The organism is Oceanimonas pelagia (assembly GCF_030849025.1).
In the GTDB taxonomy this organism is placed as follows: Bacteria; Pseudomonadota; Gammaproteobacteria; order Enterobacterales; family Aeromonadaceae; genus Oceanimonas; species Oceanimonas pelagia.
Genome location: NZ_CP118224.1, coordinates 2,744,239 through 2,768,457 on the forward strand (window position 1 = coordinate 2,744,239; position 24,219 = coordinate 2,768,457).

The 24,219-nt window shown below is 59.4% G+C and carries 22 protein-coding genes; 3 read left to right on the plus strand and 19 right to left on the minus strand.

All coding sequences use genetic code 11. The annotated features are described in order from the left end of the window. Positions 1-10: 10 nt before the first annotated feature. The 5 genes from PU634_RS13110 to PU634_RS13130 form a co-directional block, all read right to left on the minus strand. Entirely contained in the window at positions 11-1,630 is a 1,620-nt protein-coding gene (locus tag PU634_RS13110; RefSeq protein ID WP_306761237.1) for an NAD+ synthase, read from the minus strand. A gap of 82 nt (positions 1,631-1,712) precedes the next feature. Continuing rightward, positions 1,713-3,701 (minus strand): type IV pilus modification PilV family protein, encoded by a 1,989-nt coding sequence (locus tag PU634_RS13115; RefSeq protein ID WP_306761238.1) that lies wholly within the window; start codon positions 3,699-3,701, stop codon positions 1,713-1,715. 11 nt (positions 3,702-3,712) lie between these two features. After that, on the minus strand, positions 3,713-4,867 hold the full coding sequence (locus tag PU634_RS13120; protein ID WP_306761239.1) for a pilus assembly PilX N-terminal domain-containing protein: 1,155 nt from the start codon (positions 4,865-4,867) through the stop codon (positions 3,713-3,715). Then, positions 4,854-5,525 carry a PilW family protein gene (locus PU634_RS13125; protein ID WP_306761240.1) on the minus strand — a complete coding sequence of 224 codons (672 nt, stop codon included), beginning with the start codon at positions 5,523-5,525 and terminating at the stop codon, positions 4,854-4,856. The genes PU634_RS13120 and PU634_RS13125 overlap by 14 nt, the downstream gene beginning before the upstream one ends. Further along, positions 5,519-6,019, minus strand: coding sequence for a GspH/FimT family pseudopilin (locus PU634_RS13130; protein ID WP_306761241.1), 501 nt, complete (start codon positions 6,017-6,019; stop codon positions 5,519-5,521). The genes PU634_RS13125 and PU634_RS13130 overlap by 7 nt, the downstream gene beginning before the upstream one ends. A gap of 76 nt (positions 6,020-6,095) precedes the next feature. Here PU634_RS13130 and PU634_RS13135 point away from each other — a divergent pair, with 76 nt between their 5' ends. Continuing rightward, positions 6,096-6,482 carry a type IV pilin protein gene (locus tag PU634_RS13135; RefSeq protein ID WP_306761242.1) on the plus strand — a complete coding sequence of 129 codons (387 nt, stop codon included), beginning with the start codon at positions 6,096-6,098 and terminating at the stop codon, positions 6,480-6,482. 25 nt (positions 6,483-6,507) lie between these two features. Here PU634_RS13135 and ispH read toward each other — a convergent pair whose 3' ends face one another. The 6 genes from ispH to murJ form a co-directional block, all read right to left on the minus strand. Continuing rightward, entirely contained in the window at positions 6,508-7,452 is a 945-nt protein-coding gene (gene ispH / locus PU634_RS13140) for a 4-hydroxy-3-methylbut-2-enyl diphosphate reductase (RefSeq protein ID WP_306761243.1), read from the minus strand. A gap of 2 nt (positions 7,453-7,454) precedes the next feature. Further along, on the minus strand, positions 7,455-7,904 hold the full coding sequence (gene fkpB, locus PU634_RS13145; RefSeq protein ID WP_306761244.1) for an FKBP-type peptidyl-prolyl cis-trans isomerase: 450 nt from the start codon (positions 7,902-7,904) through the stop codon (positions 7,455-7,457). Further along, positions 7,901-8,389, minus strand: coding sequence for a signal peptidase II (lspA, locus tag PU634_RS13150; protein WP_306761245.1), 489 nt, complete (start codon positions 8,387-8,389; stop codon positions 7,901-7,903). Before lspA ends, fkpB begins: the two co-directional genes overlap by 4 nt. Further along, positions 8,389-11,214 carry an isoleucine--tRNA ligase gene (gene ileS, locus PU634_RS13155; protein WP_306761246.1) on the minus strand — a complete coding sequence of 942 codons (2,826 nt, stop codon included), beginning with the start codon at positions 11,212-11,214 and terminating at the stop codon, positions 8,389-8,391. The genes lspA and ileS overlap by 1 nt, the downstream gene beginning before the upstream one ends. Before the next feature lie 5 nt (positions 11,215-11,219). After that, positions 11,220-12,167 carry a bifunctional riboflavin kinase/FAD synthetase gene (ribF, locus tag PU634_RS13160; RefSeq protein ID WP_306761247.1) on the minus strand — a complete coding sequence of 316 codons (948 nt, stop codon included), beginning with the start codon at positions 12,165-12,167 and terminating at the stop codon, positions 11,220-11,222. Between the two features lie 103 nt (positions 12,168-12,270). Further along, the gene (gene murJ, locus PU634_RS13165; protein WP_371319603.1) at positions 12,271-13,791 is read right to left on the minus strand and encodes a murein biosynthesis integral membrane protein MurJ; all 1,521 of its coding nucleotides are present in this window, start codon (positions 13,789-13,791) and stop codon (positions 12,271-12,273) included. A gap of 238 nt (positions 13,792-14,029) precedes the next feature. Here murJ and rpsT point away from each other — a divergent pair, with 238 nt between their 5' ends. After that, complete coding sequence (rpsT, locus tag PU634_RS13170; RefSeq protein ID WP_014291441.1) at positions 14,030-14,290, plus strand: 30S ribosomal protein S20; 261 nt, start codon at positions 14,030-14,032, stop codon at positions 14,288-14,290. A gap of 147 nt (positions 14,291-14,437) precedes the next feature. Here rpsT and PU634_RS13175 read toward each other — a convergent pair whose 3' ends face one another. The 7 genes from PU634_RS13175 to rppH form a co-directional block, all read right to left on the minus strand. Beyond that, entirely contained in the window at positions 14,438-14,731 is a 294-nt protein-coding gene (locus PU634_RS13175) for an ArsR/SmtB family transcription factor (protein WP_306763694.1), read from the minus strand. 28 nt (positions 14,732-14,759) lie between these two features. Beyond that, positions 14,760-15,704, minus strand: coding sequence for a transcriptional activator NhaR (gene nhaR, locus PU634_RS13180; RefSeq protein ID WP_306761249.1), 945 nt, complete (start codon positions 15,702-15,704; stop codon positions 14,760-14,762). Between the two features lie 88 nt (positions 15,705-15,792). Continuing rightward, a complete protein-coding gene (nhaA, locus tag PU634_RS13185; RefSeq protein ID WP_306761250.1) occupies positions 15,793-16,992 on the minus strand; it encodes a Na+/H+ antiporter NhaA in 1,200 nt (399 codons plus the stop codon). A gap of 177 nt (positions 16,993-17,169) precedes the next feature. Next, positions 17,170-17,964: a thymidylate synthase gene (gene thyA / locus PU634_RS13190; RefSeq protein ID WP_306761251.1), complete on the minus strand. Its 795-nt coding sequence runs from the start codon at positions 17,962-17,964 to the stop codon at positions 17,170-17,172. Next, positions 17,961-18,779: a prolipoprotein diacylglyceryl transferase gene (gene lgt, locus PU634_RS13195; RefSeq protein ID WP_306761252.1), complete on the minus strand. Its 819-nt coding sequence runs from the start codon at positions 18,777-18,779 to the stop codon at positions 17,961-17,963. The genes thyA and lgt overlap by 4 nt, the downstream gene beginning before the upstream one ends. A gap of 65 nt (positions 18,780-18,844) precedes the next feature. Beyond that, positions 18,845-21,103: a phosphoenolpyruvate--protein phosphotransferase gene (gene ptsP, locus PU634_RS13200; RefSeq protein WP_306761253.1), complete on the minus strand. Its 2,259-nt coding sequence runs from the start codon at positions 21,101-21,103 to the stop codon at positions 18,845-18,847. Between the two features lie 16 nt (positions 21,104-21,119). Then, positions 21,120-21,674 carry an RNA pyrophosphohydrolase gene (rppH, locus tag PU634_RS13205; protein WP_306761254.1) on the minus strand — a complete coding sequence of 185 codons (555 nt, stop codon included), beginning with the start codon at positions 21,672-21,674 and terminating at the stop codon, positions 21,120-21,122. A gap of 615 nt (positions 21,675-22,289) precedes the next feature. Here rppH and mutH point away from each other — a divergent pair. Next, entirely contained in the window at positions 22,290-22,967 is a 678-nt protein-coding gene (gene mutH / locus PU634_RS13210; RefSeq protein ID WP_306761255.1) for a DNA mismatch repair endonuclease MutH, read from the plus strand. Position 22,968: 1 nt separating this feature from the next. Here the strand turns inward: mutH and PU634_RS13215 are convergent, their stop codons facing one another. Continuing rightward, a complete protein-coding gene (locus PU634_RS13215; RefSeq protein ID WP_306761256.1) occupies positions 22,969-24,135 on the minus strand; it encodes an MFS transporter in 1,167 nt (388 codons plus the stop codon). Positions 24,136-24,219: the final 84 nt, after the last annotated feature.

Consider the following 24,219-nt stretch of genomic DNA (forward strand, 5'->3'; position numbering starts at 1 on the left):
CGGTGGCTCCTTACCAGTTTGTTTTGCCAAACCCCGAGGTAATGGGGTAGCGCCTGTCCTTGCCGAAGTTGCGCGCCGTGATCCGCGGCCCCACGGCGCTCTGGCGGCGCTTGTATTCGTTGATGTCCACCAGCTTGAGCACCCGGCGCACGTCGGCTTCATCAAAGCCGGCGGCCAGCAGCTCCTGCAGGGACTTATCCTGTTCCACATAACCCTCAAGAATGGCGTCGAGCACATCATAGGGCGGCAGGCTGTCCTGGTCGAGCTGATCCGGTGCCAGCTCCGCCGACGGCGGCCGGTCGATGACCCGCTGGGGGATCACATAGCCAAGGGTGTTGCGGTAGCGGGACAGCTCAAACACCAGGGTCTTGGGCACGTCCTTGATGGGGGCAAAGCCGCCCACCATGTCGCCGTAGAGGGTGCAGTAGCCCACCGCCACCTCGCTCTTGTTGCCGGTGGTCAGCACCAGCCGGCGACGCTTGTTGGAAATGGCCATCAACAGCACGCCACGGGAGCGGGCCTGCAGGTTTTCCTCTGTGGTGTCGCGCTCGGTGCCTTCAAACAGGGGCGCCAGCTGGCCCATAAAGGCGTCGAACATGGGCTCGATGGAGACGATATCGAACTCCACGCCCAGGCGTTCGGCTTCCTCCCTGGCGTCTTCCACGCTGATGGAGGCGGTATAACGAAACGGCATCATCACCGCCTGAACTTTATCCTTGCCCAGCGCATCCACGGCAATGGCCAGGGTCAGGGCCGAGTCGATGCCGCCGGACAGCCCCAGCACGGCACCATTAAAGCCGTTCTTGTTGACATAATCCCGGGTGGCCAGCACCAGCGCCTGATACACTTCGGCCAAGGGCTCGAGGGGCGGCTGTATCTCGCCGGGCACGGGGGCTCCCTGTTCAAAGCGCACCAATGCCTGCGCCTCGGCAAAGGCGGGCAGGCTTTGAGTGAGTTCGCCCTGGGCGTTGAACACCTTGGAGCGACCGTCGAACACCAGTTCGTCCTGGCCGCCCACCTGGTTGAGGTACACCAGCGGCAGGCCGTTGTCGCGACTGCGCTGGGCCAGCAGATCCTTGCGGATCCAGGCCTTACCTTTGTGATAGGGCGACGCATTGAGGCTCAGCACCAGTTCGGCACCGGCGGCCTTTACCTGGGCCATGGGCGCCGGCTCCCACACGTCTTCGCAGATCAGCAGACCCAGCTTGTGGCCCTTGAACTCGATGACGCAGGAGTCGGTGCCGGCGGTGAAATAGCGTTTTTCGTCGAACACCCCGTAGTTGGGCAGCAGTTGCTTGAAATAGCGCCCCTGCAGCTCGCCTTGGTAAAAGAAAGAAGCGGCGTTATACAGCTTGCCGTTTTCCCGCCAGGGGTGACCCACCACCAGGGCGATGCTCTGACTGGCGGCGGCCAGCGTATTCAGGGCGGAATCAACCCGCGCGTACAAATCATCACGGAATAGCAGGTCTTCCGGCGGATAGCCGGTGACCGCCAGCTCGGGAAACAACACCAGCTCGGCGCCCTGCTCAGCGGCATTGGCGGCGGCGGTCAGCATGGTTTGAGTATTGGTTTCAATGGCACCGACGGTCGGGTTGAGCTGGGCCAGCGCCAGGGTGAGGTTTGAGGACATGAAGAATCTGTAATGTTAGGCAATGCCTGCATGATAAAAAAAAGGCACCAGGGTTACCAGCGCCCGGCGTCGCTCCCTTGGCTCAGTTACCACAATTTAGTACCTGGTAGTTCTCCACACCATTATGAATCTGCAGCACGCAAATACTCTCATCCAAATCCTCTTGGTCAAGCGTCAGCTGAAACGGGTTGCCACTGCCGCTATCACCATTAAACACAAAGTTGCTGTTGTTGCTGGTTTCGGAGAACATCAGGTTTACACTGGTCTCGGTAACGGGCACGGTACACTGAAAGGTGGCGGTAGCCACATCCGCTTCCTTGTTGAGGGTACAGTTACCGTTATTAACGGCCAGCTGTGTCTTGTTAAAGTCATTTTTGCTACACGGCTTGCTAGCCGAGGAGTTTTGGGAAGCCACTGTCAGGCACTGAACCTCCCCGCCAAAGGTAGTCGTGGCCGGTGAGCCAGGCAACACCGTCACGCCCAAACCGGCACTGTAGGCATTGCTGCCATCAAAGGAAGATATTGCCGGCTTGCCGGTCAGTCCGGTGTTATATCGGGTAAGACTGGCTACTACCTCGGGTGCCGGTGTGAGGGTGGTTTTGAGCGCCTTGACATAACCTCGCAGATAGGTGCCGAAATAATCGTTTTCCAAGTCGATAATGGTTTTGATAGGGTCATTACGAACCACCAGATAGTCAGCTCCTGTGACCGACCAGCTGGCAAGCAAAGTCACATTCACCTCATTGAACGATACTCGGCTCAGCCAGTTGTCTTCACTGAAGTCCACCTTGTCAAGCAGCGTCTGAGGCAGCAAGTCCACATAAATGGCTCGGGCCGCAAATTGATAGGAATAGGACGCATAGAGTTGCTTCTTACTGTCAAAGGCCGCTGTTTCCACTGCCGTCTTGTTGCTTCCCAGCCAGGCTCTGAAGCTGTCCGGCTGATAAGTAGCCGTATGGGTGCCAGCCTTCATTTCCTCCACATAATCCTTTACAACATACTTGATATACTCCTGATACAGAGCCACATTACCAGCGTTACTCAGATAACCGGGAGGAAAGACATTGAGAGCCACCAAGTTCCAGTCCGGCATGACACGATAATAGCCATCAATACGCAGCATCCGACAGGACTCGTAATAGTTTCCCGATGAATGCACATGCCCCTTGTTAAACTGGTTGTAATTATCTTCAAGCAGGTTACTGGATGGCACATCATAATGATTGACGCAGCAAGTCTGGCAATCCGGGTTGTTGTTTTTACTGTCTCCCCAGAGTTTTGAAACAGGGTTCCCAGCTCTCCAGTAAATGCTCTGGGTCAATACCACCGGTGCCGCCGGCCTGGCCGTTAATTGTGTGCCATTTTTGCTCTCACAACTGCAATGCAAAGTCCGGCTATCTCCATTAATCAGGCTATTGCTGGAAGGATCAAATATTACATTTTCGAAACTGACCACCACATCACCAGCATATTTACCAGTCTGAATATCGGGTGCCGGCTTGGTAGTCTCCTGCCTGACTCCCGTAGCAGGGTCCAACTCAATGGATATTATATCCGGGATGGATCCCGGAACATGAGATACTTTTGGCCCTCCCAATCCCAAGCCGATCTTATTTCCACTGCTACCAAAAGGACCACCACTTGCTGGTAGGTTAGGAGAAAGCAGTGACTCCAGGGAGAAACTCCGGGAGGAGCCGGCATCGGTCCAGTTAACGGTCACCACCACCTGCTTTTTGCCGGTGTTGTTATCGCTCGATGATGTGGTCTTCCAGGCGGAGCTGGCGCTGTTCCAGGCATAGGCCGTTACCGTCCAGCTGCGGGCATAGTCAATACTATCCAGGCTTATGCTGTCGCTGCCGCCAACGATGGCATCAAACCCTGAGCGGGTCTGAAACCGGCGCAGTTCATCCAGTTTGGACTCCGCCAGCCGTATAGCCACTTCCCGACTGCGACCGTCCCGGCTATATTCCAAGTAGGTCTTGTTCAACTGCAGCAAGGTACCGGCGGTGGCCGCCACAATCACAAAGGCCAGCATGACTTCAATCAGCCCAAATCCGTATTGCCGTTTCATGGCCTCTCCTGTTACCAGTCTTTCCAGCTACCCGGTATCGTGGTCAATCTACTGAACGGATTGCCACCACCGCCACTACCACTGTTGCATCCCGCTATAGCACACATGACATCCTGATCATACACGGAGTCATAATTACCATTCGGCAAGTTAATCTCACTGTAATTAGAAATCATGGCACCATAAAACTTGGTATTACCGTTAAGTTTTACCTTATAATTTGTGCCATCACTAGTATTCGAGTCATACGCAAACAGCAGGCCATAAAAACTGCCATTCCCATTAACGGTCAATTCCATATCCTTGAGCACAAGAAGAACAGGTGCTGACTTTGTCCCCATCGGATCTAGTGTGCAGCTGGATGCCCCTTCAACAATAAAAAAGCCGGCCTTTCCGTTTAATGCGTCACAAGATGTAAGAACTTCCGTTGCATACTTTTCAAGTGTTTCCCACGCTTTAGGGCCGTCAGAAATACCGAAAAGATAATCCACCAAGTCATCGGGAAACCCAATATCGCTTTCTATAATATCTTTCCCCTTTACGACTACTCCTCCTGCCGCTTTATAGCTGTAGGCATTATCCTTGGTGCATCCCGCTGATGAATGATATTCTTGCATGCCACAGGTCTGAGCACTCCCCCCTAAATTGACCACCTTGTCTGACCAAACAGAAATTGGTATACCCGGCCCTCCCCCATTGGGATTCCCTACAATGGTAATATTACCATTAGTCGGCATGTTGCCTGCGATTACCATAGGGGCCGCTGGCCCGGAAAGTTGCGGGTTGAGAATGCTCCGTTCGGCCACCTGCACGCTGACAGTAGTACTAGCGCCATTGGCCAGAGTCGCTACCGACAGCAACTGCCACACATTATCAACGGGCGAATTCGGCGTCATGGTAACCTGATAAGTAGCCGCCGACGACGACGTGTTCAGTGAGCCCGATACGCTGGTCGCCGCCGGATTAACCTTGAGCTGCGCCATGGCGTCGGCAATACCTTTTTCTGCCGCCGCCAGCGCGACCCGGTACTCGATTTCGTTAAGGGTAATGCGCTTGTCGGAAACCAGCACCTTGCCAATAAATACCGACACCGCCACCAGCATGGAGACCAGCACCAGAGTGATGGTGAGGGTAGCGAACCCCTTTTGCGTGTTAGTAGCCGTCATTTCTCAGTTTTATCTCCCGCTGCAGGCTCACCGACAACGCCGGCCGGTCAACATGAGAAGCACTCAGGGTAAGCCTGATGGTGCGCATACCGGTGGCACTGCCGCCGGACACCAGCTCAAAGCGTAGATCATCAATCGAGATTTCATCTTCCGCCAAAAACCTTGGCCAATTACTGCCAGCGTTACATAACGTAGAGATATCGGTGGCTTTATCATTGGAAGCATCGCACTTTCCTGCAGAGCTTGTACTTCGGCATTGCAGCTCTCTATCGGCAGCATCATAGCGATAAGCCTGAACCACATCTCCATCATCCCAATACTTGATGCGAATGCAATTCGGGGCAGATGCACCACTGGAAGCGTATAAATCATCGGCCATGGAAAACACCATGGCCTCGGCGGCGATCGCAGCCGAAGCATCACCATCCATGCCCTGAGCAGCACTGGGGTGATAGCCCGCCCGCTGAATATCCCGTACCATGATATCGGTCACCGACTGCACATCCTGATTCAGCCGCGACAGCATCAATGTGGTATTGCCCGCCACAATCACCGAAGAAAACAGCGACAGGGCGCCGGCCACCACCAGCAGGCCGGCCACCAGCGACACCAGCATTTCCACCAGGGTCATGCCCTGCTGCCGATGAGCAACTAGCATTCAGGGACTCCTATCAAATCATCAGCAGAGCAGGTTCTTATCCGGCCGGTATTGGAAGTTTTAACTTCCATTAAGTAATCGCCGTTAGAAAGCTGTACATTGCCACTGGAAAGGCTGCTGCGCCTCGGGCCAAAGGTCAGACGACTGGGGGAATAAGAAGCATTAAGCACCATGTACGGATAATTCTGACTACTGACGCTTTCAATAATATCGCCGGTGCAGTCATCGGAGTCATGCAACGCATAGCTCCAGTTTGCCGCGCCCGAGTTGGTAAAACACACCGTCACTTCCCGGTTGCGCTTGATGGCTTCGCTGCGGGCCAGTTGCAGATCGGCATACACCGCCATGCCGGCGCTGCGCACCGTATATTGCTCACGCAGGCTCTGAAAACCGGGCACCGCCAGGCTGGTCAGCACCGTCATCACCACCAGACCCACCAGCAGTTCAATCAGGGTCAAACCACGCTGCATCTGAAGCGGGACTTTCTCATTCATCAAAAGACAGGTCTCCATTGTGACCCAAACTGGAGTAAGCTTGATGCAAAGCATGCATTTAGACAAGGACATCCCCATGCCAAAACATCTGGGGTTTACCCTGATTGAGTTGTTGATCACGGTGGCGGTACTGGCCATCATCACCGCCGTGGCCTACCCCTCCTATTCCGCCTATATGCAAAAAAGCCGGCGCATCGAGGCCATACAAAGCCTGTATAAAATGCAGCTGGCCCAGGAAGACTGGCGTATTTCCCATCCCACTTATTCCAGTTCGGCAGCCGATTTAATCAGCCCGGTCAGCACCGACCACTATACTTTTGGCGCTTCGGTTTCCGGCAGCGGCTATACCCTGTCGGCCACCGCCAAGGGCAGCCAGTTGAACGACAAGGAGGGTGCCACAGCCTGCAGCCCGTTAACCCTCACCCGAGGCGGCAGCAAGGCGCCGGCCAGCTGCTGGCAATAAAAAACCGCCCCGAGGGGCGGTTTGGTCAGGAAACCTGCTTTACCTTGAGCTCGGCGGGCACCTCAAACACAATGTTTTCTTCCCGTCCCGGGTGTTCCACCACGGTATTGCCGCCCAGCGACTGCAGGTGGGAGATTACCTCCTGCACCAGCACTTCCGGGGCCGAGGCGCCGGCGGTCACGCCAATGCGGGCCACACTCTCAAGCCAGGCCGGCTCGATCATCTCGACACAGTCAATCAGGTGCGCCTGGGTGCCGATCTTCTCCGCCAGCTCCCGCAGCCGGTTGGAGTTGGACGAGTTGCGCGAGCCCACCACCAGCATCAGATCCACCTTGGCCGCCAGCTCCCGCACCGCATCCTGGCGGTTCTGGGTGGCATAGCAGATGTCATCCTTGCGCGGCCCTTCAATGGTGGGAAAACGCGCGCGCAGGGCGTCGATTACGTCCGAGGTTTCATCCACGCTCAGGGTGGTCTGGGTCACGAAGGTGAGCTTGTCGGGGTGCTTCACCTCAAGGGCCGCCACGTCTTCCGGGTTTTCCACCAGATACATGCCGCCCTCGGCACTTTCATACTGCCCCATAGTGCCTTCCACCTCGGGGTGGCCGGCATGGCCGATCAGAATGGTCTCAATACCCTTGCGGCTGGCCCTGTGCACTTCCATATGCACCTTGGTGACCAGCGGACAGGTAGCGTCAAACACCTTGAGACCACGCCGTTTGGCCTCTTCCCGCACCGCCTTGGACACCCCGTGGGCGGAGAAAATGACGATGTTGTCATCGGGCACCTGGTCCAGCTCGTCCACAAAAATGGCGCCCGCGTCCTTGAGCTTGTTGACCACATAGCGGTTGTGCACCACTTCATGGCGCACGTAGATGGGGGCGCCGAATTTTTCCAGGGCACTCTGCACTATGCTGATGGCCCGGTCCACACCGGCACAGAAGCCGCGGGGGTTGGCGAGCAGGATTTCCATGATCAGGCTCCGTTTTCGTCGTCGACGGCCAGGATCTCCACCTCAAAGGTGACATTCTGGCCGGCCAGGGGATGGTTGAAATCCACGGTCACCGAGTCACCGGCCACACCGCGAATAATGCCGGGGATCTCGGCGCCGTTGGGCTGGGTAAAGGACAGTATGGCGCCTTCTTCCAGCTCCAGGTCGGCACCAAAGCGGCTGCGTTCCATATGGTGAATGTTGTCCGGGTTGATCGGACCAAAGGCATCGTCCGGGGTCAGCTCAAACACCTTTTTGGCGCCGCTTGCCAGCCCCAGCAGGCAGGCTTCGAAGTTGTCGGTCAGGCTGCCGTCACCCATCTGCAGCCTGGCGGGCTTGCCGTGCACCTGAGTGCTGTCGGCCACCGAGCCGTCTTCCAGCTTGATGGTGAAGTGAAACAGGACCGTGCTGTTGGGGCCGATGATATTGCTCATTGGGGGCTGTCCTTTTTAAAGCTGTCGATGATGATCATGGCGGCACCGACGAAAATGAAGCTGTCGGCCAGGTTGAACGCCGGCCAGTGCCAGTTACCCACGTAGAAGTCGAGAAAGTCGACCACGTGGCCGAGCAGCAAGCGGTCGATCACGTTGCCGATGGCGCCGCCGATGATCAGGGCATAGGCCGCCGGCAGCCAGCGTGCGGAGCGCGGCGCCTTGTACATCCACAGGCTGAGCAACCCGGTCACGGCAAACGCCAGGCCGGCAAAGAACCAGCGCTGCCAGCCGCCCTGATCGGCAAGAAAGCTGAACGCCGCGCCCGGATTGTAGACGTGCACCAGGTTAAAGAAGGGGGCAATTTCCACCCCCGGGTAACCGTAATCCAGGTAAGTCACGGTCAGCCATTTGCTCACCTGATCCAGCGCAATGGTCACCAGCGCCAGCCACCACCAGCGCAGGCCGGTATTGAGCACGGCGCCCATCAGGCAAACCGGCGAACTTCGCCGTCTCCGGCCACGTTGGACACACAACGACCGCAAATGCCGTCATGGCCCTCAATGGTGCCCACATCGTCCACATGGTGCCAGCAACGGCCACACTTCTCGGCCGCGCTTCGGGCCACGCCCACCTTGAGGCCGGCCAGATCGGTATCGGCGGCGTCCGCGGCGTCGGAAAGCGGCGCAATGGTGACCCTGGAGGTCAGCATCACAAAGCGCAGTTCGTCGCCCAGTTGCGCCAGTTTGCCGGCCAGGGCGTCGTCGGCATAGAGGGTAATGTCGGCTTCCAGCGCGCCGCCGATCACCTTGTTGCTGCGGGCACTTTCCAGCGCCTTGTTCACCGCCTGACGCACCTTGAGCAACTCGGCCCAGTAGGCGTCGTTCAGCTGCTCGCCTTCGGCCAGGCCAAACAGGCCGTCGTAGAACTCTTCGGTAAACACAAAACGCTCACGCTCGCCGGGCAGCAGGGCCCAGATCTCGTCGGCGGTAAAGCTCATGATCGGCGCCATCCAGCGAACCAGGGCCTCCACAATGTGATAGAGCGCAGTCTGGCAGGAGCGGCGCGCCTGGCTGTCGGCCTTGGCGGTGTACTGGCGGTCCTTGATCACATCCAGGTAGAAAGAGCCCATCTCGATGGAGCAGAACTGCATCAGCTTCTGGGTCACCAGGTGGAAGTTGTACTCGTCATAGGCCTGAGTGATTTCCTGCTGAATGGCCTGAGCACGGCCCACCGCCCAGCGATCGATCACCACCATGTCTTCCGGCGCCACCATGTCGGTTTCCGGATTGAAACCGTTGAGGTTGGCCAGCAGGAAGCGGGCGGTGTTACGAATACGGCGGTAGGCGTCGGCGCTACGCTTCAAAATCTCGTCGGACACCGTCATTTCACCGGAATAGTCGGTGCTGGCCACCCACAGCCGCAGAATATCGGCACCCAGCTTGTTCATTACCTCCTGAGGACTGACCACGTTACCGATGGACTTGGACATCTTGCGGCCCTGGCCGTCCACGGTGAAGCCGTGGGTCAGCACCTGCCGGTAAGGAGCATGGCCCTTCATGGCGGTGGAGATCATCAGCGACGACATAAACCAGCCCCGATGCTGATCGGAACCTTCCAGATACATGTCGGCGGGATGGCCCTGGAACTCGGGGCGCACATCCACCACCGAGGCGTGGGTGGAGCCGGAGTCGAACCACACGTCCAGAGTATCGAGTACTTTTTCGTACTGATCGGCTTCCTCGCCCAGCAGCTCGGCCGGATCCAGATCCCACCAGGCCTGAATGCCGGCCTGCTCCACCCGCCTGGCCACTTCTTCCATCAGCTCGGTGGCACGGGGGTGCAGCTCCTGAGTGTCTTTGTGCACAAACAGGGCGATGGGCACACCCCAGGTGCGCTGACGGGAGATACACCAGTCGGGGCGGTTCTCCACCATGGACTGAATACGGTTCTGCCCCCACTCGGGTACCCACTGTACCTTCTGGATCTCGGACAGCGCCTGGCCACGCAGGCCGGCCTGATCCATGCTGATAAACCACTGGGGGGTGGCACGGAAGATGATGGGGGTCTTGTGCCGCCAGCAGTGCGGGTAGGAATGGGTGTAAGCCTCGTGGTGCAGCAGGGCGCCTCGCTCCTTGAGCACCTCCACCACGGCGTCATTGGCCTTGAACACGTGCTGACCGGCGAACAACTCGGTGTCGGGCAGGTAAACGCCGTTACCGCCGACCGGGTTGGCCACTTCCAGTCCGTAGTGCTGGCCGACCGCAAAGTCTTCCTGGCCGTGGCCGGGGGCGGTGTGCACGGCACCGGTACCGGAGTCGGTGGTGACGTGGTCGCCCAGAATGGCCGGTACATCGAAGTCGTAGAAGGGATGCTGGAAACGCTTCAGTTCCAGGGCCGCACCCTGGCAGTAACCCAGATTGTGGTAGTGGCTGATGCCGGCACGATCCATCACATCCTTGACCAGATCGGCGGCCAGGATCAACCGCTCGGGGTGGTCACCTTCCACCTGTACCAGGGCGTAGTTGAGCTCGGCGTGCAGTGCCACCGCCCGGTTGGCAGGCAGGGTCCAGGGGGTGGTGGTCCAGATCACCACGGACACCGGGCCCTGGCCGGTGTGGCCGTCGGCACAGTCAAAGCTGGCCACCACGGAGGCCTCGTCAACGGCCTTGAAGCGCACGTCGATGGCCGGCGAGCGCTTGTCTTCGTATTCCACCTCGGCCTCGGCCAGGGCGGAGCCGCAGTCGGTACACCAGTGCACCGGCTTGGAGCCTTTGTGCAGGTGGCCCTTGTCGATGATCTTGCCGAGAGCACGAATGATATTGGCCTCGGTGTCGAAGTTCATGGTCAGGTAGGGGTTATCCCAGTCACCCAGCACCCCCAGGCGAATAAAGTCGGCCTTCTGACCTTCCACCTGCTCCTTGGCGTAGGCACGACAGGCCTCGCGGAACTCGGCGGCCGACACCTTGACGCCGGGCTTGCCGACCTTGCTTTCCACTTTCAGTTCAATGGGCAGGCCATGGCAGTCCCAGCCCGGAATGTAGGGCGAATCGTAACCCAGCAGGCCCTTGGACTTGACGATGATGTCTTTCAGGATCTTGTTGACCGAGTGACCAATGTGAATGCTGCCGTTGGCGTAGGGAGGACCGTCGTGAAGAATAAAGGGCTTCTTGCCGGCCTTGGCGCGGCGCACGGCACCGTAGAGATCTTCATCAATCCAGCGCTGCAGCATGGCCGGCTCGCGCTGAGCCAGGTTGCCGCGCATGGGAAACTCCGTTTCGGGCAAATTCAGGGTGTGTTTATAGTCGCTCATGGATCCTACATTCCGTTCGGTTCTGACACCGCCAGCCCGAACCACTGTCGGGCCCTGGCGGCATCGCGTTGAATCTGCTCCTTCAACAGCGCAAAGGAAGCGAATTTTTGTTCATTACGCAGCTTGTGGCACAGGGCCACTTCCACCTGTTTGCCGTAGAGATCGCCGGCAAAACCAAACAGGTGCACTTCCAGCAGTGCCTGAGTGCCGTTGACCGTGGGCTTGTGGCCGATATTGGCCACGCCGGCATAATCGTGGCCGTCCACCCTCAGCCGCACCGCATACACGCCCGCCACCGGAATCACCCGGCGCTTGAGCGCCACATTGGCGGTGGGAAAGCCGATGGTCCGGCCCAGCTTGGCGCCGTGGGCCACCCGGCCGCACAGGCTGAAGGGCCGGCCCAGCATGCGGGCCGCCTCGTCCAGACGATCGTCGGCCAGTGCCTTGCGAATCAGCGTGCTGCTGACCCGGCGGTTTTCCATGCGCCAGCTCTGGGTGCTGACCACCTCAAAGTCAAAGGCCCGGCCGGCCTGGGTCAGCAGGCTGAAATCTCCGCCCCGGTTACGGCCAAAGCGAAAATCGTCACCCACCACCAGAAAGCGCACCCCCAGTTTGTCGACCAGCAGACCGCGGATAAAGTCATCCGGGCTTCGGGCGGCAAAGTCGGGAGTAAAGCGCACGCACAGCAACCGGTCGATGCCAAGCCGGGCCAGTTGCATGTACTTTTCCCGAAGCCGGGTCAGCCGGGGCGGCGCCTCGCTGCCGGCGAACAACTCCTGCGGCTGGGGCTCAAACACCATCACACAGGCGGGCACGCCAAGCCGGCGCGCCTGCTCCACCAGCCCGCGCAGCACCGCCTGGTGCCCCAGATGCACGCCGTCGAAATTGCCGATGGACAGCACGCAGCCACGATGCCAGGCCTTGATATTGTGAATGCCGCGAATTAACTCCATAAGTCCTGCTGCCGGCCCCTGCAAATCGGCGGATTATACCTCAGCCGGCCCTCGGGATCAGCCCTTGTTGGACAAGGGCGCGATTCGGCGCATTTCGCGCGAATCAGGCCTCAACGGCCCGAAAATGCCGCGGCCGCACGCCCAGCAGCAGCAGCAGCGCGCCGTAACAGAGGGCACCGGCGCCGATATAACCCAGCAGGTGCAGGCCGCTCTGCCCCAGCTCCCAGCCGGCCCACACCGTCAGCGGCGGCGACAGCCACCACAGCAAAGCCGCCATGCCGGCACCCGCTGCGGCCACCTGCCCCGTGAAAATCAGCGTGGTCCGGCTGGGCCGGTAGACCGCACGCTGATACAGCCCCCAGCCCAGCAGGCCGGCGTTGAGCATGCCCGACATCGCCGTGGCCAGCGCCAGGCCCACATAGCCCAGGGGAAAGATCAGCACGGCATTGAACACCATGTTGGCCACCATGGCGATAATGCCAAAGCGCACCGGGGTCCTGGTATCCTGACGGGCGTAGTAGCCCGGCGCCAGCACCTTGATCAGCATGAAGGCCTGCAGCCCCAGGCCATAGGCCACCAGGCTCTTGCCCGCCGCCGCCACTTCCTCCATACCGAATTCACCGCGCATAAACAGCACCCGCAACATGGGCTCGCTCAGCACAATCAACCCCAGCATGGCGGGAAAGCCCATCAGCAGCACCATGCGCACGCCCCAGTCCATGGTGGCGGCAAAGCCGTCGTGAGCATCGTCCACATGGCGGCTGGACAGGGCCGGCAAAATCACGGTGGCGATGGCAATGCCAAACAGCCCCAAGGGAAATTCCAGCAACCGGTCGGAATAATACAGATAGCTGATGGAGCCGGTGGCCAGAAAGGAGGCCAGCATGGTGTCGAACAGCAGGTTCACCTGGCTCACCGAGACGCCAAACAGCGCCGGAATCATCAGGGTGCGGATTTTTACCACCCCGGGGTGATGCCAGGCCCAGCGCGGCCGCACCAGCAACTTGAGGCGGGCCAGAAACGGAAACTGAAACAGAAACTGCACCAGACCGCCGGCAAACACCCCCACCGCCAGACCGATTTCCGGCTGGGCCAGCCGGGGCGACAGCCACCAGGCCGCGGCTATGATGCACACATTGAGAAACACCGGGGTAAAGGACGACACCGCGAACTTGCCAAAGGTGTTGAGAATGGCCCCGGCCATGGCGGTGAAACAGATAAACCACAGATAGGGAAAGGTGATTTTCAGCAGCAGTGACGCCAGCTCGAACTTGTGGGCCTCGGGGCCGCCCTGCAGCCACTCCATAAACCAGCCGGCGCCGAACAGGGCGGTGACCACCCCCGAGCCCACCATGCCCGCCAGGGTCACCACCGTTACAATCAGCCCCAGAGTGCCCGACACCGCCGCCAGCAGGTCCTGGGTGTCCTTGAAGCTTTTGGTCTGCTTGTACTCGGTCATCACCGGCACAAAGGCCTGGTTGAAGGCCCCTTCGGCAAACAGCCGGCGCAGAAAGTTGGGAATACGGTTGGCAAAAAAGAACACGTCGGCGGAGGCCCCCGCCCCCATCAGATTGGCGATGACCACATCCCGGGCCAGCCCCAGCACGCGGGAAACCAGGGTCATGGCAGAGACAATCATGCCCGACCGCAACAGCGCCTTGCTCAAAATGAAAACCTCACGGTAAGAAATTGCTGAACGCAGGTGAATACTGCTAGAATTCGGCGGACAGTTTAACCCCCTGCCCTGTGCCACGCCACAGGGCGGTGTTTATTTGCACAAATCAATTGACAAACAGCGGTGAAAAAGGCATATTCCTCGGCCTTTTATGAGCACTCGCTAAGACAGATTCAGGAGTTTTACCTTGGCTAACATCAAGTCTGCTAAGAAACGCGCGATTCAGGCTGAAAAGCGTCGTAAGCACAACGCCAGCCGCCGTTCCATGGTGCGCACCTACGTGAAAAAAGTAATTGCCGCCATCGCCACCGGTGACAAGGCCAACGCCCAGAAGGCGTTTGACGCCGCTCAGCCGCTGCTGGACCGCATGGCCACCAAAGGTCTGATCCACAAGAACAAGGCCGCTCGCCACAAGAGCCGCCTGAATGCCCAGATCAAAGCCCTGTAAGCGCTTTTCCTGGCATCGAAAAAACCGGCTATATGCCGGTTTTTTGTTGTCTGCTTCTCGGTGTAGGCCCGGCTTCAGCCGGGCAAAGCCAGCTGCAGGCGATGCCGTTGCCCCGATAAATCGGGGCCTACCACTTCCCCCGAAACCCTACTGACAATACAGCCGGTGCAGCAGGGCGATCATTTCCCGCACTTCGTCGCTTTTCAGCGAATAATACACGGTCTGGGCTTCCTTGCGGGTGCTCACCAGATCGTCGTTGCGCAAAATCGCCAGGTGCTGGGACAGGGCCGACTGGCTCAGGCCCAGAAACTGGTTCATCTCCCCCACCGACAGTTCGTTGTCGAGCAGATGGCACAGAATAAACAGCCGCCGCTCGTTGGCCAGGGCCTTGAGCAGCTTCACCGCCCGGGCGGCGTTGGCTTCCATGTCCTCGATATTCATTGCTTTGGTCGCGTTCACGTTTGAGCTCTCAGCTGAATTCATCGTCAAAGGTGGCGGGAGGCGTGACCGCCGAAAAGTCGTCCAGGCCGGAGAACAGGGAAGTAAAGTCACTTTCGCACAACCGCTTTACCGCCGGATGCTGGATCATGCGTTCGGCGAAGATCACATAATATTCCTCTTTCAGCTCCGAGGCCCGGCCAATTTCGATCACCGGCTGGTACTGCAATATGGCGTCCCGGTAAATGGCGGGGGCCACAAAAATACCCTGGTTGAAAAAGCCAAAGGCCTTCATCAGGGCGGCGTCGTCGAACTCCCCCAGGATCTGGGGCTTGAGGCCCTGCACTTCCAGCCAGTGACGCAACTGGCGGCCCATGGCGGTGCGCCGTCCCGGGATCAGCAGCTTGCGCTCTTCCAGACAGGCGGGAAAGGGTTTGACCGGCAGCGGTTCGCGGCAGTAAAAACCGATATCGCACTCCCCCAGCTTTTTCGACAGCAGGCCGGCGTGCTGGGCCGAATCTACCGGACAGTCGGAAAGGATCATGTCGAGCTTGTGCTGGCTGAGCTGCTCCAGCAGCATTTCGTGGGTAGACTCGTAACAGCGCAGGTGAATGGAGCCGTCGTTGGGGATCACCGACAGCAGCACCCGGCTCGCCAGCCGCTTCGACAGGGCATCGGCGATGCCCACCTCAAACACCAGATGATCTTCCTTGCGGTAGTTGACGATATCCAGCATCTCATAGGACAGGCTGAACATGCGATCCGCATACTGAAACACCAGTTGCCCCAGCTCGCTCGCTTCCAGCTGACGGCCCTTACGCTTGAACAGCTTGCCCCCCAGGCGTTCCTCAAGCTGGCGGATCTGCCCGGTCACGGTCTGGGGGGTCAGAAACAGAGCCTCGGCGGCCTTGGTGACCGAGCCCTTTTTCTGGGTCATCCAGAAATAGTAAAGATGATTGTAATTCAGGTGTGACAAGCTGCCGCCTCCGTCGTGCAATGGCCCATCATAAAGAAACCGGCCGGGTTTTTACACCCGGCCGGCTCCATTCACTATCGGCGCTTTCTTACACCAGTTGCGTACGCACCGCCACCTTGCGCCGTTGCGGCTCCTTTTGCGGCAGCACCCGTCTCAGCATCACGTAACCACTTATCGCCGCCAGGGTGGAGCCCATCAGAATGCCCAGACGCGACAGGTTGGCCAGCTGGGCCTGATCGGCAAAGGCCAGTGAGGAAATGAAGATCGACATGGTAAATCCGATGCCGCACAGCACCGACACCGCAAAGATCTGCTTAAAGCATACCCCCGCCGGTAACTGGGCGTAGCCCAGGCGTACCGACAGCCAGCTGACCAGGAAGATGCCCATGGGCTTGCCCAGCAACAGACCCGCCATCACGCCCAGCGGCAGCGCCGAAGTCAGATCAGCCAGCGACAGCCCTTCCAGTGACACGCCGGCATTCACGAAGGCAAACAGCGGCAATATCACAAAGGCGCACCAGGGATGCAGGAAGTGCTCCAGCTGCCTGGATGGCGAGAAACGGTGACCATACAACGGAATAAGGAACCCAAGGATCACCCCGGCCAGGGTGGCATGCACGCCCGATTTGAGCACTGCCACCCAGATAATCCAGCCCAGCAGCAGGTAGGGCACCAGATTGCATACCTTGGCCCGGTTCAGCCATACCAGACCGACAATACCGAGCGCGCCCACCGCCATGGCGGTGAAATCGACACCGTGGTTGTAGAACAGGGCGATAATGATGATGGCCCCCAGATCGTCGATGATGGCCAGTGCCAGCAGAAAGACTTTCAGGGTAAGGGGCACCCGCTTGCCCAGCAGCGCCATCACCCCCAGGGCAAAGGCGATGTCGGTGGCGGCGGGAATGGCCCAGCCACTCTGGTTGGCGGGCTCGCCCAGGTTCAGCAGCATAAACCACAGCGCCGGAAACACCATGCCGCCAATGGCCGCCAGGGCCGGAAACATGGCCTTCTCACGGGTAGACAGGGCGCCTTCCACCATCTCGCGCTTGACCTCAAGACCTACCAGCAGAAAGAACACCGCCATCATGCCGTCGTTCACCCACAGCAGCAGCGGTTTGTCGAGGTTGAGATCGCTGATGCGCAGCTGAATACGCATGTCGAGGAAGTCATGGTACACACCGGACAGGCCGGTGTTGGCCATCAGCATGGCGATCAGGGCCGCGATGATCAGCAGTATTCCACCGGCCGACTCCATGGCCAGAAAGCGTTTAAGCACATGAGACATAATCGAGCTCCTTCTCAAAGAACAGCCCGAGTGTAATCAGCTTGTTACAGAGGTAATAATCGGTTGTTTCTGATTAACACCTCGGGAAAAACGAAAGAAAGTGCAAAACGACTCACAAATACCGATGAAATTAAAATGTTAAACTAAAGTATAGCTTTATTTACAAACAAAAATCTGTCAAACGGCTACCGGCGCTTTTATATGGGGGTGAGGATGGTAGTCTTCCAGAATAAAATCCTCATAAACATACTCAAACAGTGAATCCGGGCGGCGGGCCAGCCGCATGGTGGGCAAGGCTCTCGGTTCCCGCCCCAGTTGCAGCCGGGCCTGCTCTAGGTGGTTGCTGTAAAGATGCACGTCACCCCCGGTCCAGACGAAGTCCCCCGGCTGCAAGCCCGCCTGCTGGGCCATCATCATGGTGAGCAGCGCATAGCTGGCAATATTGAACGGCAATCCCAGAAACACATCGCAGCTGCGCTGATAGAGCTGACACGACAGCTTGCCGTTGGCCACGTAGAACTGAAACAGAGCATGGCAGGGCGCCAGCGCCATGTGTTCGATTTCACCCACGTTCCAGGCCGAGACGATAATGCGGCGGCTGTCCGGATTGGTCTTGATGGTCTCCAGGGCCTGGCTGATCTGATCGATCACCCGGCCGTCGGCCGCCTGCCAGCTGCGCCACTGCTTGCCGTAGACCGGGCCCAGATCGCCGTTGTCATCGGCCCATTCGTCCCAGATGCTGACGCCGTTGTCCTTGAGGTAGGCGATATTGGTGTCACCATTGAGAAACCACAACAGCTCGTGAATGATGGATCTGAGGTGGCATTTCTTGGTGGTGACCAGCGGAAAACCCTCGGCCAGGTTAAAGCGCATCTGATAACCGAACACCGACAGGGTACCGGTGCCGGTGCGGTCTTCCTTGCGCTCACCATGATCAAGAATGTGTTGCATCAGCTCAAGATAGGCTTTCATGCGGTCTTTGCTCCGTTACCAAACCAGTGAGGGCGACGGCAGGCCGCCCATAACATCAAGGCGCCGCCGATCACCATCGGCAACGACAGCAGCTGGCCCATGCTGAACAGGTCCAGGTAAAGCCCCAGCTGGGCATCAGGCTGGCGGACGAACTCTACCATAAAGCGGAACGCGCCGTAGCACAGCAGAAACAGCCCGGAGATCACGCCCCGGGGCGGGCGGGCGCGCCAGGCCAGGTTGAGAATAAGCAGCAGCAGCACTCCTTCCAGGGCGAACTGATACAGCTGGGACGGGTGCCGGGGCAAGGCGCCGGCGGTGGGAAAAATCACCCCCCAGGGCGCATCGGTTACCCGGCCCCACAGCTCGCCGTTGATGAAGTTGCCCAGACGACCGGCACCCAGGCCAAAGGGGATCAGCGGGGCGATAAAGTCCGCCACCGCAAAGAAGGTTTTGTGATGCTTGCGGCCAAACAGCCAAAAGGCGGTGAGCACACCGATCAGGCCACCGTGGAACGACATGCCGCCGGACCAGATCTTGATGAGGTACAGCGGATCGGCGAGAAAGGTGTCGAACTGATAGAACAGCACATAGCCGAGCCGGCCACCGACAATCACCCCGAGAAAACCGTAGAACAGCACATCGGAGACCTGATCCCTGGTCCAGTCGGAGCCGGGTTGTGCCGCCCGCCGGTTGCCCAGCCACCAGGCAAACAGAAAGCCCAGCAGATACATAAGGCCGTACCAGTGCACCGCCAGCGGCCCCAGCTGAATGGCCACGGGATCGAAGCCGGGAAACACCCAGTGAGAATCAGACATGCGCTTACCCCGAAAATTGGAAAGCGGCTATTGTAAGGCAAATGGCGGTCGGTTGCAGCGCTTCGTCAGAGCGCCGAGCGCAGCAAGCCGCCCAGGCCGCGTTCTTCCAGATAGCGGCCGAAAATCCCCTTGAAGGCGCCGATATGGCGGTGGCTGAGGGCCTCCTGCAACAGCCGGTGCAGCTCATCGGTGCGGGACTGGCGGACGATGTATTTAATGCGCATGATATTGCTGTTGTTCATGCTGAAACGGCGATAGCCCATGGCCATCAGCACCAGCACACCGATGGGATCCCCGGCCAGCTCGCCGCAAATGGACACCGGCCGGGCATGTTTGCGGGCGGTGTCGATAATCTGCTGCAGGGCGCGCAGCACCGCCGGGTGCAGCGAGTCGTAAATGTCGGCCACCCGGCCGTTGTTGCGATCCACCGCCAGCAGGTATTGAGTGAGATCGTTGGTGCCCACCGACCAGAAGTCCACCAGCGGCGCCAGCTCGCCCAGCTGATACAGCAGCGACGGCACTTCAATCATCACCCCCAGGCTGGGGTAGCGAATAATGCCCTGCTCATCGGCGGTTTCCGCCGACACCTCACGCCAGGCCCGGTCCAGCAGCCGGCGGGCCGCCCGCACCTCATCCAGGCTGCCCACCATGGGCAGCATGATCGACAGGTTATCGAGGCCGATGCTGGCCCGCAGCATGGCCTTGAGCTGCACCAGAAAGATCTCCGGATGATCCAGGGTCAGGCGAATGCCGCGCCAGCCGAGAAAGGGGTTTTCCTCGACGATGGGAAAATAGGGCAGCTGCTTGTCGCCGCCCACGTCCAGGGTGCGCATGCACACCGGCTTGCCCACATAGCTGGTGAGCACCCGGCGGTAGCTGTGCACCTGCTCCTGCTCGGAAGGAAAGCGATCCCGCATCATAAAGGGGATCTCGGTACGGAACAGGCCCACCCCGTCGGCGGCGTCGTTCATGGCGATATCGGCGTCGGCACTGAGGCCGGCATTCAGCAACAGCGAGACCTGCACCCCGTCCTGGGTGCGTGACGCCTCCTTGCGCACCGTGGCGAACAGTTCGTCCATCTGGGCTTCTTCGGCGATCACCCGGCGGTATTCCTTCAGCACCGAGGGCGCCGGCTCCACCAGCAGCTCGCCGGTGTAGCCATCCACCACCAGCTGGCGATCTTCCAGCAGTTCAAAGGAGTGATCGATGCCCATGACCGCCGGAATGCCCATGGCCCGGGCCAGAATGGCGGCGTGGGAGTTGATGGAGCCCCTGGCCGAGACGATGGCCTTCAGCTTGTTGCGGGGAATTTCGGCAATCAGGGTGGCGCTGATCTCGTCGGCCACCAGAATAATGGGCTCAGACAGCGCCAGCGGGCCCTCGTCTTCGTGGATCAGCCGGGTCAGCAGCCGCTGGCCCAGATCCCGAATGTCGGCGGCGCGCTCGCGCAGGTAAGGGTCGGCCATGTTGGCAAACTGGGCGATCTGCTTCTCGCATACCCGCTTGACCGCGCTGCCGGCGGTCCAGCCGTGCTCGATCTCCTCACGGATCAGGCCGATAAACACCGGATCCTTGAGAATGTACTGGTACACCTCAAACACCGCCATCGACTCGCCGGCCTGGGACTCCTTGAAGCGCAGCGCCATGCCATCGAGCTCGGCTTCCACCTGCTGTAACACCTTGTCGAGTCGCTGATGCTGCTGAGGCAAATCGTCGGCCCGGCGCACCCGCACTCGATCGAGCTCCACCCTGGGGCGCCATACCCAGGCCTTGCCGATGGCTACCCCGGGTGAGCCGGCCAAGCCACGCAGCATGCCGTGCCAGTTGCGGGACTTGAGATTCCCCCTGGCCTCGGCATGGGCGATGACGGTGGCCAGCTGGGCCGCCAGGGTTACCAGAAAGGACTCTTCCCCTTCCTCGAACAGGCGCACCTGCTTTTGCTGCACCACCAGCACCCCAAGGGTCTTGCGCTGATGAATAATCGGGGCACCGAGAAAGGAGCGGAATTCGTCTTCGTGGGCTTCGGGCAGGTATTTGAAGCTGGGGTGGTGCTGGGCATCGGCCAGGTTGATCAGCTCTTCCTTTTCACCGATCAGGCCAACAATGCCTTCGCCCAGGGGAATGCGGGCCCGGCCCACCGCCTCCGGCGCCAGGCCGTCGGTGGCGGCCAGCAGATAACAGGGTTCGTCATCCCGGCGCAAATAGATGGAGCAGCAGTCCACCAGCATGGCCTGACGGGTCTGTTGTGCCAGCCCCGCCATGGCCTCGTTCAGATCGGAGCTGGCCGTGACCCGCTGGACGATTTCCCTCAGTTCCCTTAACACTGCCGCTCCCCCTTTATTACCTGTGCCGTCTGCGTCCGTCCCGCGGACGTCCCTGCTCCACCCGCTGGCGCCCCTGGTCGGTCCGCTGACGGCTTTCTGCCATTACGATGGGGGCAAATTCCCGCAACACCCGCCGGTATACTTCCCGTTTAAAAGACACCACCTGACGCACCGGATACCAATAGCTGACCCAGCGCCAGTCATCGAACTCCGGATGCCCGTGGCAGCCGAATTCGATGTGTGATTCATGATCCGAGTCCAATCGCAGCAAAAACCATTTCTGTTTCTGGCCAATGCAGACCGGATTGCTGTCCCAGCGCACCAGCCGCTTGGGCAGCTTGTACTTGAGCCAGTGACGGGTCACCGCCAGCAGGGTCACGTTCTCGGGCTTGAGTCCGATTTCCTCGTACAATTCCCGGTACATGGCCTGCTCGGGGTTTTCGCCGTCGTCCACGCCGCCCTGGGGAAACTGCCAGGAGTGCTGACCATAGCGCCTGGCCCACAATACCTGGCCTTTGCGATTGCAGATCACTATGCCTACATTGGGACGAAATCCGTCGCCATCTATCACGCAATCACCAGACTATAAAGCTAACATGGTATCGATTGTTCCATATTCCCCCATTCCCGGCAAATCAAGCCTGCACGGCTCTTTTCCACTAACGAACTGAATAACTCGGTGTTTTGTCAATACTTATAAACAAAAAAAGCTGACCCTGGGTCTCGTTTCCCCCAGAACATGTGGATAATACTGTGATAAAAGCGGTATAGGCGGCACCGAGTTGTTAACCCCGATGGCTCAGTGAAGGTGATCTGTATCGATAAAAATAAAATAAATACTTGTAAAACAATATCATAAAAACAAAAAAAAGGATCGATCTGGATCTTTGATCAGGTCGGCAAAGGTGGATCCCGATGTTGATAAGTTGCCTAGGTCAAGAATTCACCATCGCAATGTTATCCACAGGGCAGGGTATAATCCCGCCGAACCTTTGCCAAAAATTTTCCGGTTTTTCGGCTTTACTTCGGCAAACTCAGGCGTGCCGGCGGTCCCCGGCCAGTTATCCAGTTTTTCTGTGGATAAGCTTGTGCAACGGCATGTTCATACTTGAGTAAAACGGGTATATGATCGTGCGCCGCCCCGTTCCCCCGGGCGACGGCACTCCACACAAAAGGTGATGAAAAATTGAACACCCCGATTTCCCGTCCCGACAGTGTTGCAACGTTACTGGAACGTGCCCGGCAACTGGCCGGTTGTTCACTGGCCGCGGTGGCCGGTGAACGGGGATTGCCGGTGCCGGCCAACCTGCGCCGGGACAAGGGCTGGATCGGTCAGTTACTGGAGCTGAGCCTGGGCGCCAGCGCCGGGTCCAAGCCCGAGCAGGACTTTCCCGAGCTGGGGGTAGAGCTCAAGACCATTCCGCTGGACGCCGCCGCCCGGCCACTGGAAACCACCTTCGTATGCGTGGCGCCGCTGCTCGATATTGCCGGCCTGACCTGGCACACCAGCAATGTGCGCAACAAGCTGTCCCGGGTGCTGTGGGTGCCGGTGATTGGCGAACGGCATACCCCTCCCGGTGATCGCCTGATTGGCCAGCCATTGCTGTGGACGCCGAGTGAGGAAGAAGAATGGCTGCTGCGCCAGGACTGGGAAGAGATCATGGAGCTGATAAGCCTGGGGCGGGTGCAGGAGATCACCGCCCGCCACGGCCAGGCCCTGCAACTGCGCCCCAAGGCCGCCAACGGTCGCGCCCTCACCGACGCCATCGGCCCCGACGGCGGTTATATTCAGACCCGGCCCCGGGGCTTTTATCTGAAAACCGGTTTCACCGCCGCCCTGCTGGCCCGGCACTTTATGCTGTGAATCAGGCTGCCACCGGCTCCCGCATATTGAGCCGCCAGATCAGGGCGAATACCAGCAAAATCCAGGGCACGGCAAACAGGTTCAGACCGCTCCAGCCCAGCAGCACCACGCCCTGGCCGGCAAACAGACTGCCGAGGGCGGCGGCGCTGAACACCATAAACTCGTTGATGCCCTGCACTCTGGCCTTTTCTGCCGGCCGGTAGCTGAAGGTAAGCAGGTGGGTGGCGCCGATAAAGGTGAAATTCCAGCCCACGCCCAGCCATAGCAGCCCCCACCAATAGTGCCAGAAACCGGTGCCGGACAGGTTCACCAGCACACTCAGCAGCAGCGCCGCACAGCCCCAGAGAATGACCTTGCGGGTGCCAAAGCGGCGGATAAGATTGCCGGTAAAAAAGGACGGCACAAACATGCCCAGCACATGCCACTGGATCACCATGGCGGTGGCAGGAAAGTCGTGGCTGTGACCGTCCATCGCCAGCGGCGTGGCGGTCATCAGCAGCACCATGATGCCGTAGCCGATCATGCCCGAAGCCACCGCCGCCAGCAGCAGCGGCTGACGAAACAGCTCGCCGTAGGCCCGCAGCCGTTCGCCGGGCCGCACCGGGGTCGCCGCCGGCAACGGCAGCAGCAGGATCAGCAGCAGCGCCAGCGCATACAGGCCCAGCAGGCCGTAAAAGGCACCGGCATAGGCACTGCCGTCATGCCAGCCCTGGGACCACACCGCCAGGTTGGGGCCGATCACCGCCGCCAGTATGCCGCCGGCCATCACCAGGCTGATGGCCCGGGCATGCCGGCCGCTGTCGCAGGCTTCCAGCGCGGCAAAGCGGTATTGCTGGCCCACCCCGATGGCGATGCCGGTGAGAAAGGTGCCACAGGCAAACAGGATCAGGCTGGTCGCCGTCAGCCCCTGCAGCGCCACCCAAGCCCCCAGCAAGCCGAACAGGTTGCCCAGCACAAAGCCCGCCTTGCGGCCCAGCCGCTGCATCAGGTGTGCCGCCGGCAGGGTGGCGGCGATCAGGCCGGTAAACTGGCAGGCCACCGGCAGGGTGATCTGCCAGGGCGCGCTGGCCAGTTGCTGGCCGATCAGCGCCGACACCGACACCAGCAAAATATTGCCCGAGGCCAGCAGCGCCTGGGCGATGGCCAGCCCCCACACGGTGATCGGCATGATGCATTCCTGGTTACATTAGAAACAATTGAAGCATGATAACGCGCCTGCCCGAAAACAAAAAGGCCCGCAAATGCGGGCCCT

Coding starts and splice junctions, on each gene's coding strand:
- PU634_RS13125 (WP_306761240.1), bottom strand. CDS start 5,525: ATGCTAGTTGCTCATCGGCAGCAGGGCATGACCCTGGTGGAAATGCTG.
- PU634_RS13110 (WP_306761237.1), bottom strand. CDS start 1,630: ATGTCCTCAAACCTCACCCTGGCGCTGGCCCAGCTCAACCCGACCGTC.
- PU634_RS13215 (WP_306761256.1), bottom strand. CDS start 24,135: ATGCCGATCACCGTGTGGGGGCTGGCCATCGCCCAGGCGCTGCTGGCC.
- murJ (WP_371319603.1), bottom strand. CDS start 13,791: ATGACCCTGGTTTCCCGCGTGCTGGGGCTGGCCCGGGATGTGGTCATC.
- ispH (WP_306761243.1), bottom strand. CDS start 7,452: ATGGAAATCCTGCTCGCCAACCCCCGCGGCTTCTGTGCCGGTGTGGAC.
- PU634_RS13135 (WP_306761242.1), top strand. CDS start 6,096: ATGCCAAAACATCTGGGGTTTACCCTGATTGAGTTGTTGATCACGGTG.
- PU634_RS13130 (WP_306761241.1), bottom strand. CDS start 6,019: ATGAATGAGAAAGTCCCGCTTCAGATGCAGCGTGGTTTGACCCTGATT.
- PU634_RS13115 (WP_306761238.1), bottom strand. CDS start 3,701: ATGAAACGGCAATACGGATTTGGGCTGATTGAAGTCATGCTGGCCTTT.
- ileS (WP_306761246.1), bottom strand. CDS start 11,214: ATGAGCGACTATAAACACACCCTGAATTTGCCCGAAACGGAGTTTCCC.
- nhaA (WP_306761250.1), bottom strand. CDS start 16,992: ATGTCTCATGTGCTTAAACGCTTTCTGGCCATGGAGTCGGCCGGTGGA.
- fkpB (WP_306761244.1), bottom strand. CDS start 7,904: ATGAGCAATATCATCGGCCCCAACAGCACGGTCCTGTTTCACTTCACC.
- lgt (WP_306761252.1), bottom strand. CDS start 18,779: ATGTCTGATTCTCACTGGGTGTTTCCCGGCTTCGATCCCGTGGCCATT.
- PU634_RS13175 (WP_306763694.1), bottom strand. CDS start 14,731: ATGAATATCGAGGACATGGAAGCCAACGCCGCCCGGGCGGTGAAGCTG.
- thyA (WP_306761251.1), bottom strand. CDS start 17,964: ATGAAAGCCTATCTTGAGCTGATGCAACACATTCTTGATCATGGTGAG.
- PU634_RS13120 (WP_306761239.1), bottom strand. CDS start 4,867: ATGACGGCTACTAACACGCAAAAGGGGTTCGCTACCCTCACCATCACT.
- ribF (WP_306761247.1), bottom strand. CDS start 12,167: ATGGAGTTAATTCGCGGCATTCACAATATCAAGGCCTGGCATCGTGGC.
- lspA (WP_306761245.1), bottom strand. CDS start 8,389: ATGGGCGCCGTGCTCAATACCGGCCTGCGCTGGTGGTGGCTGGCGCTG.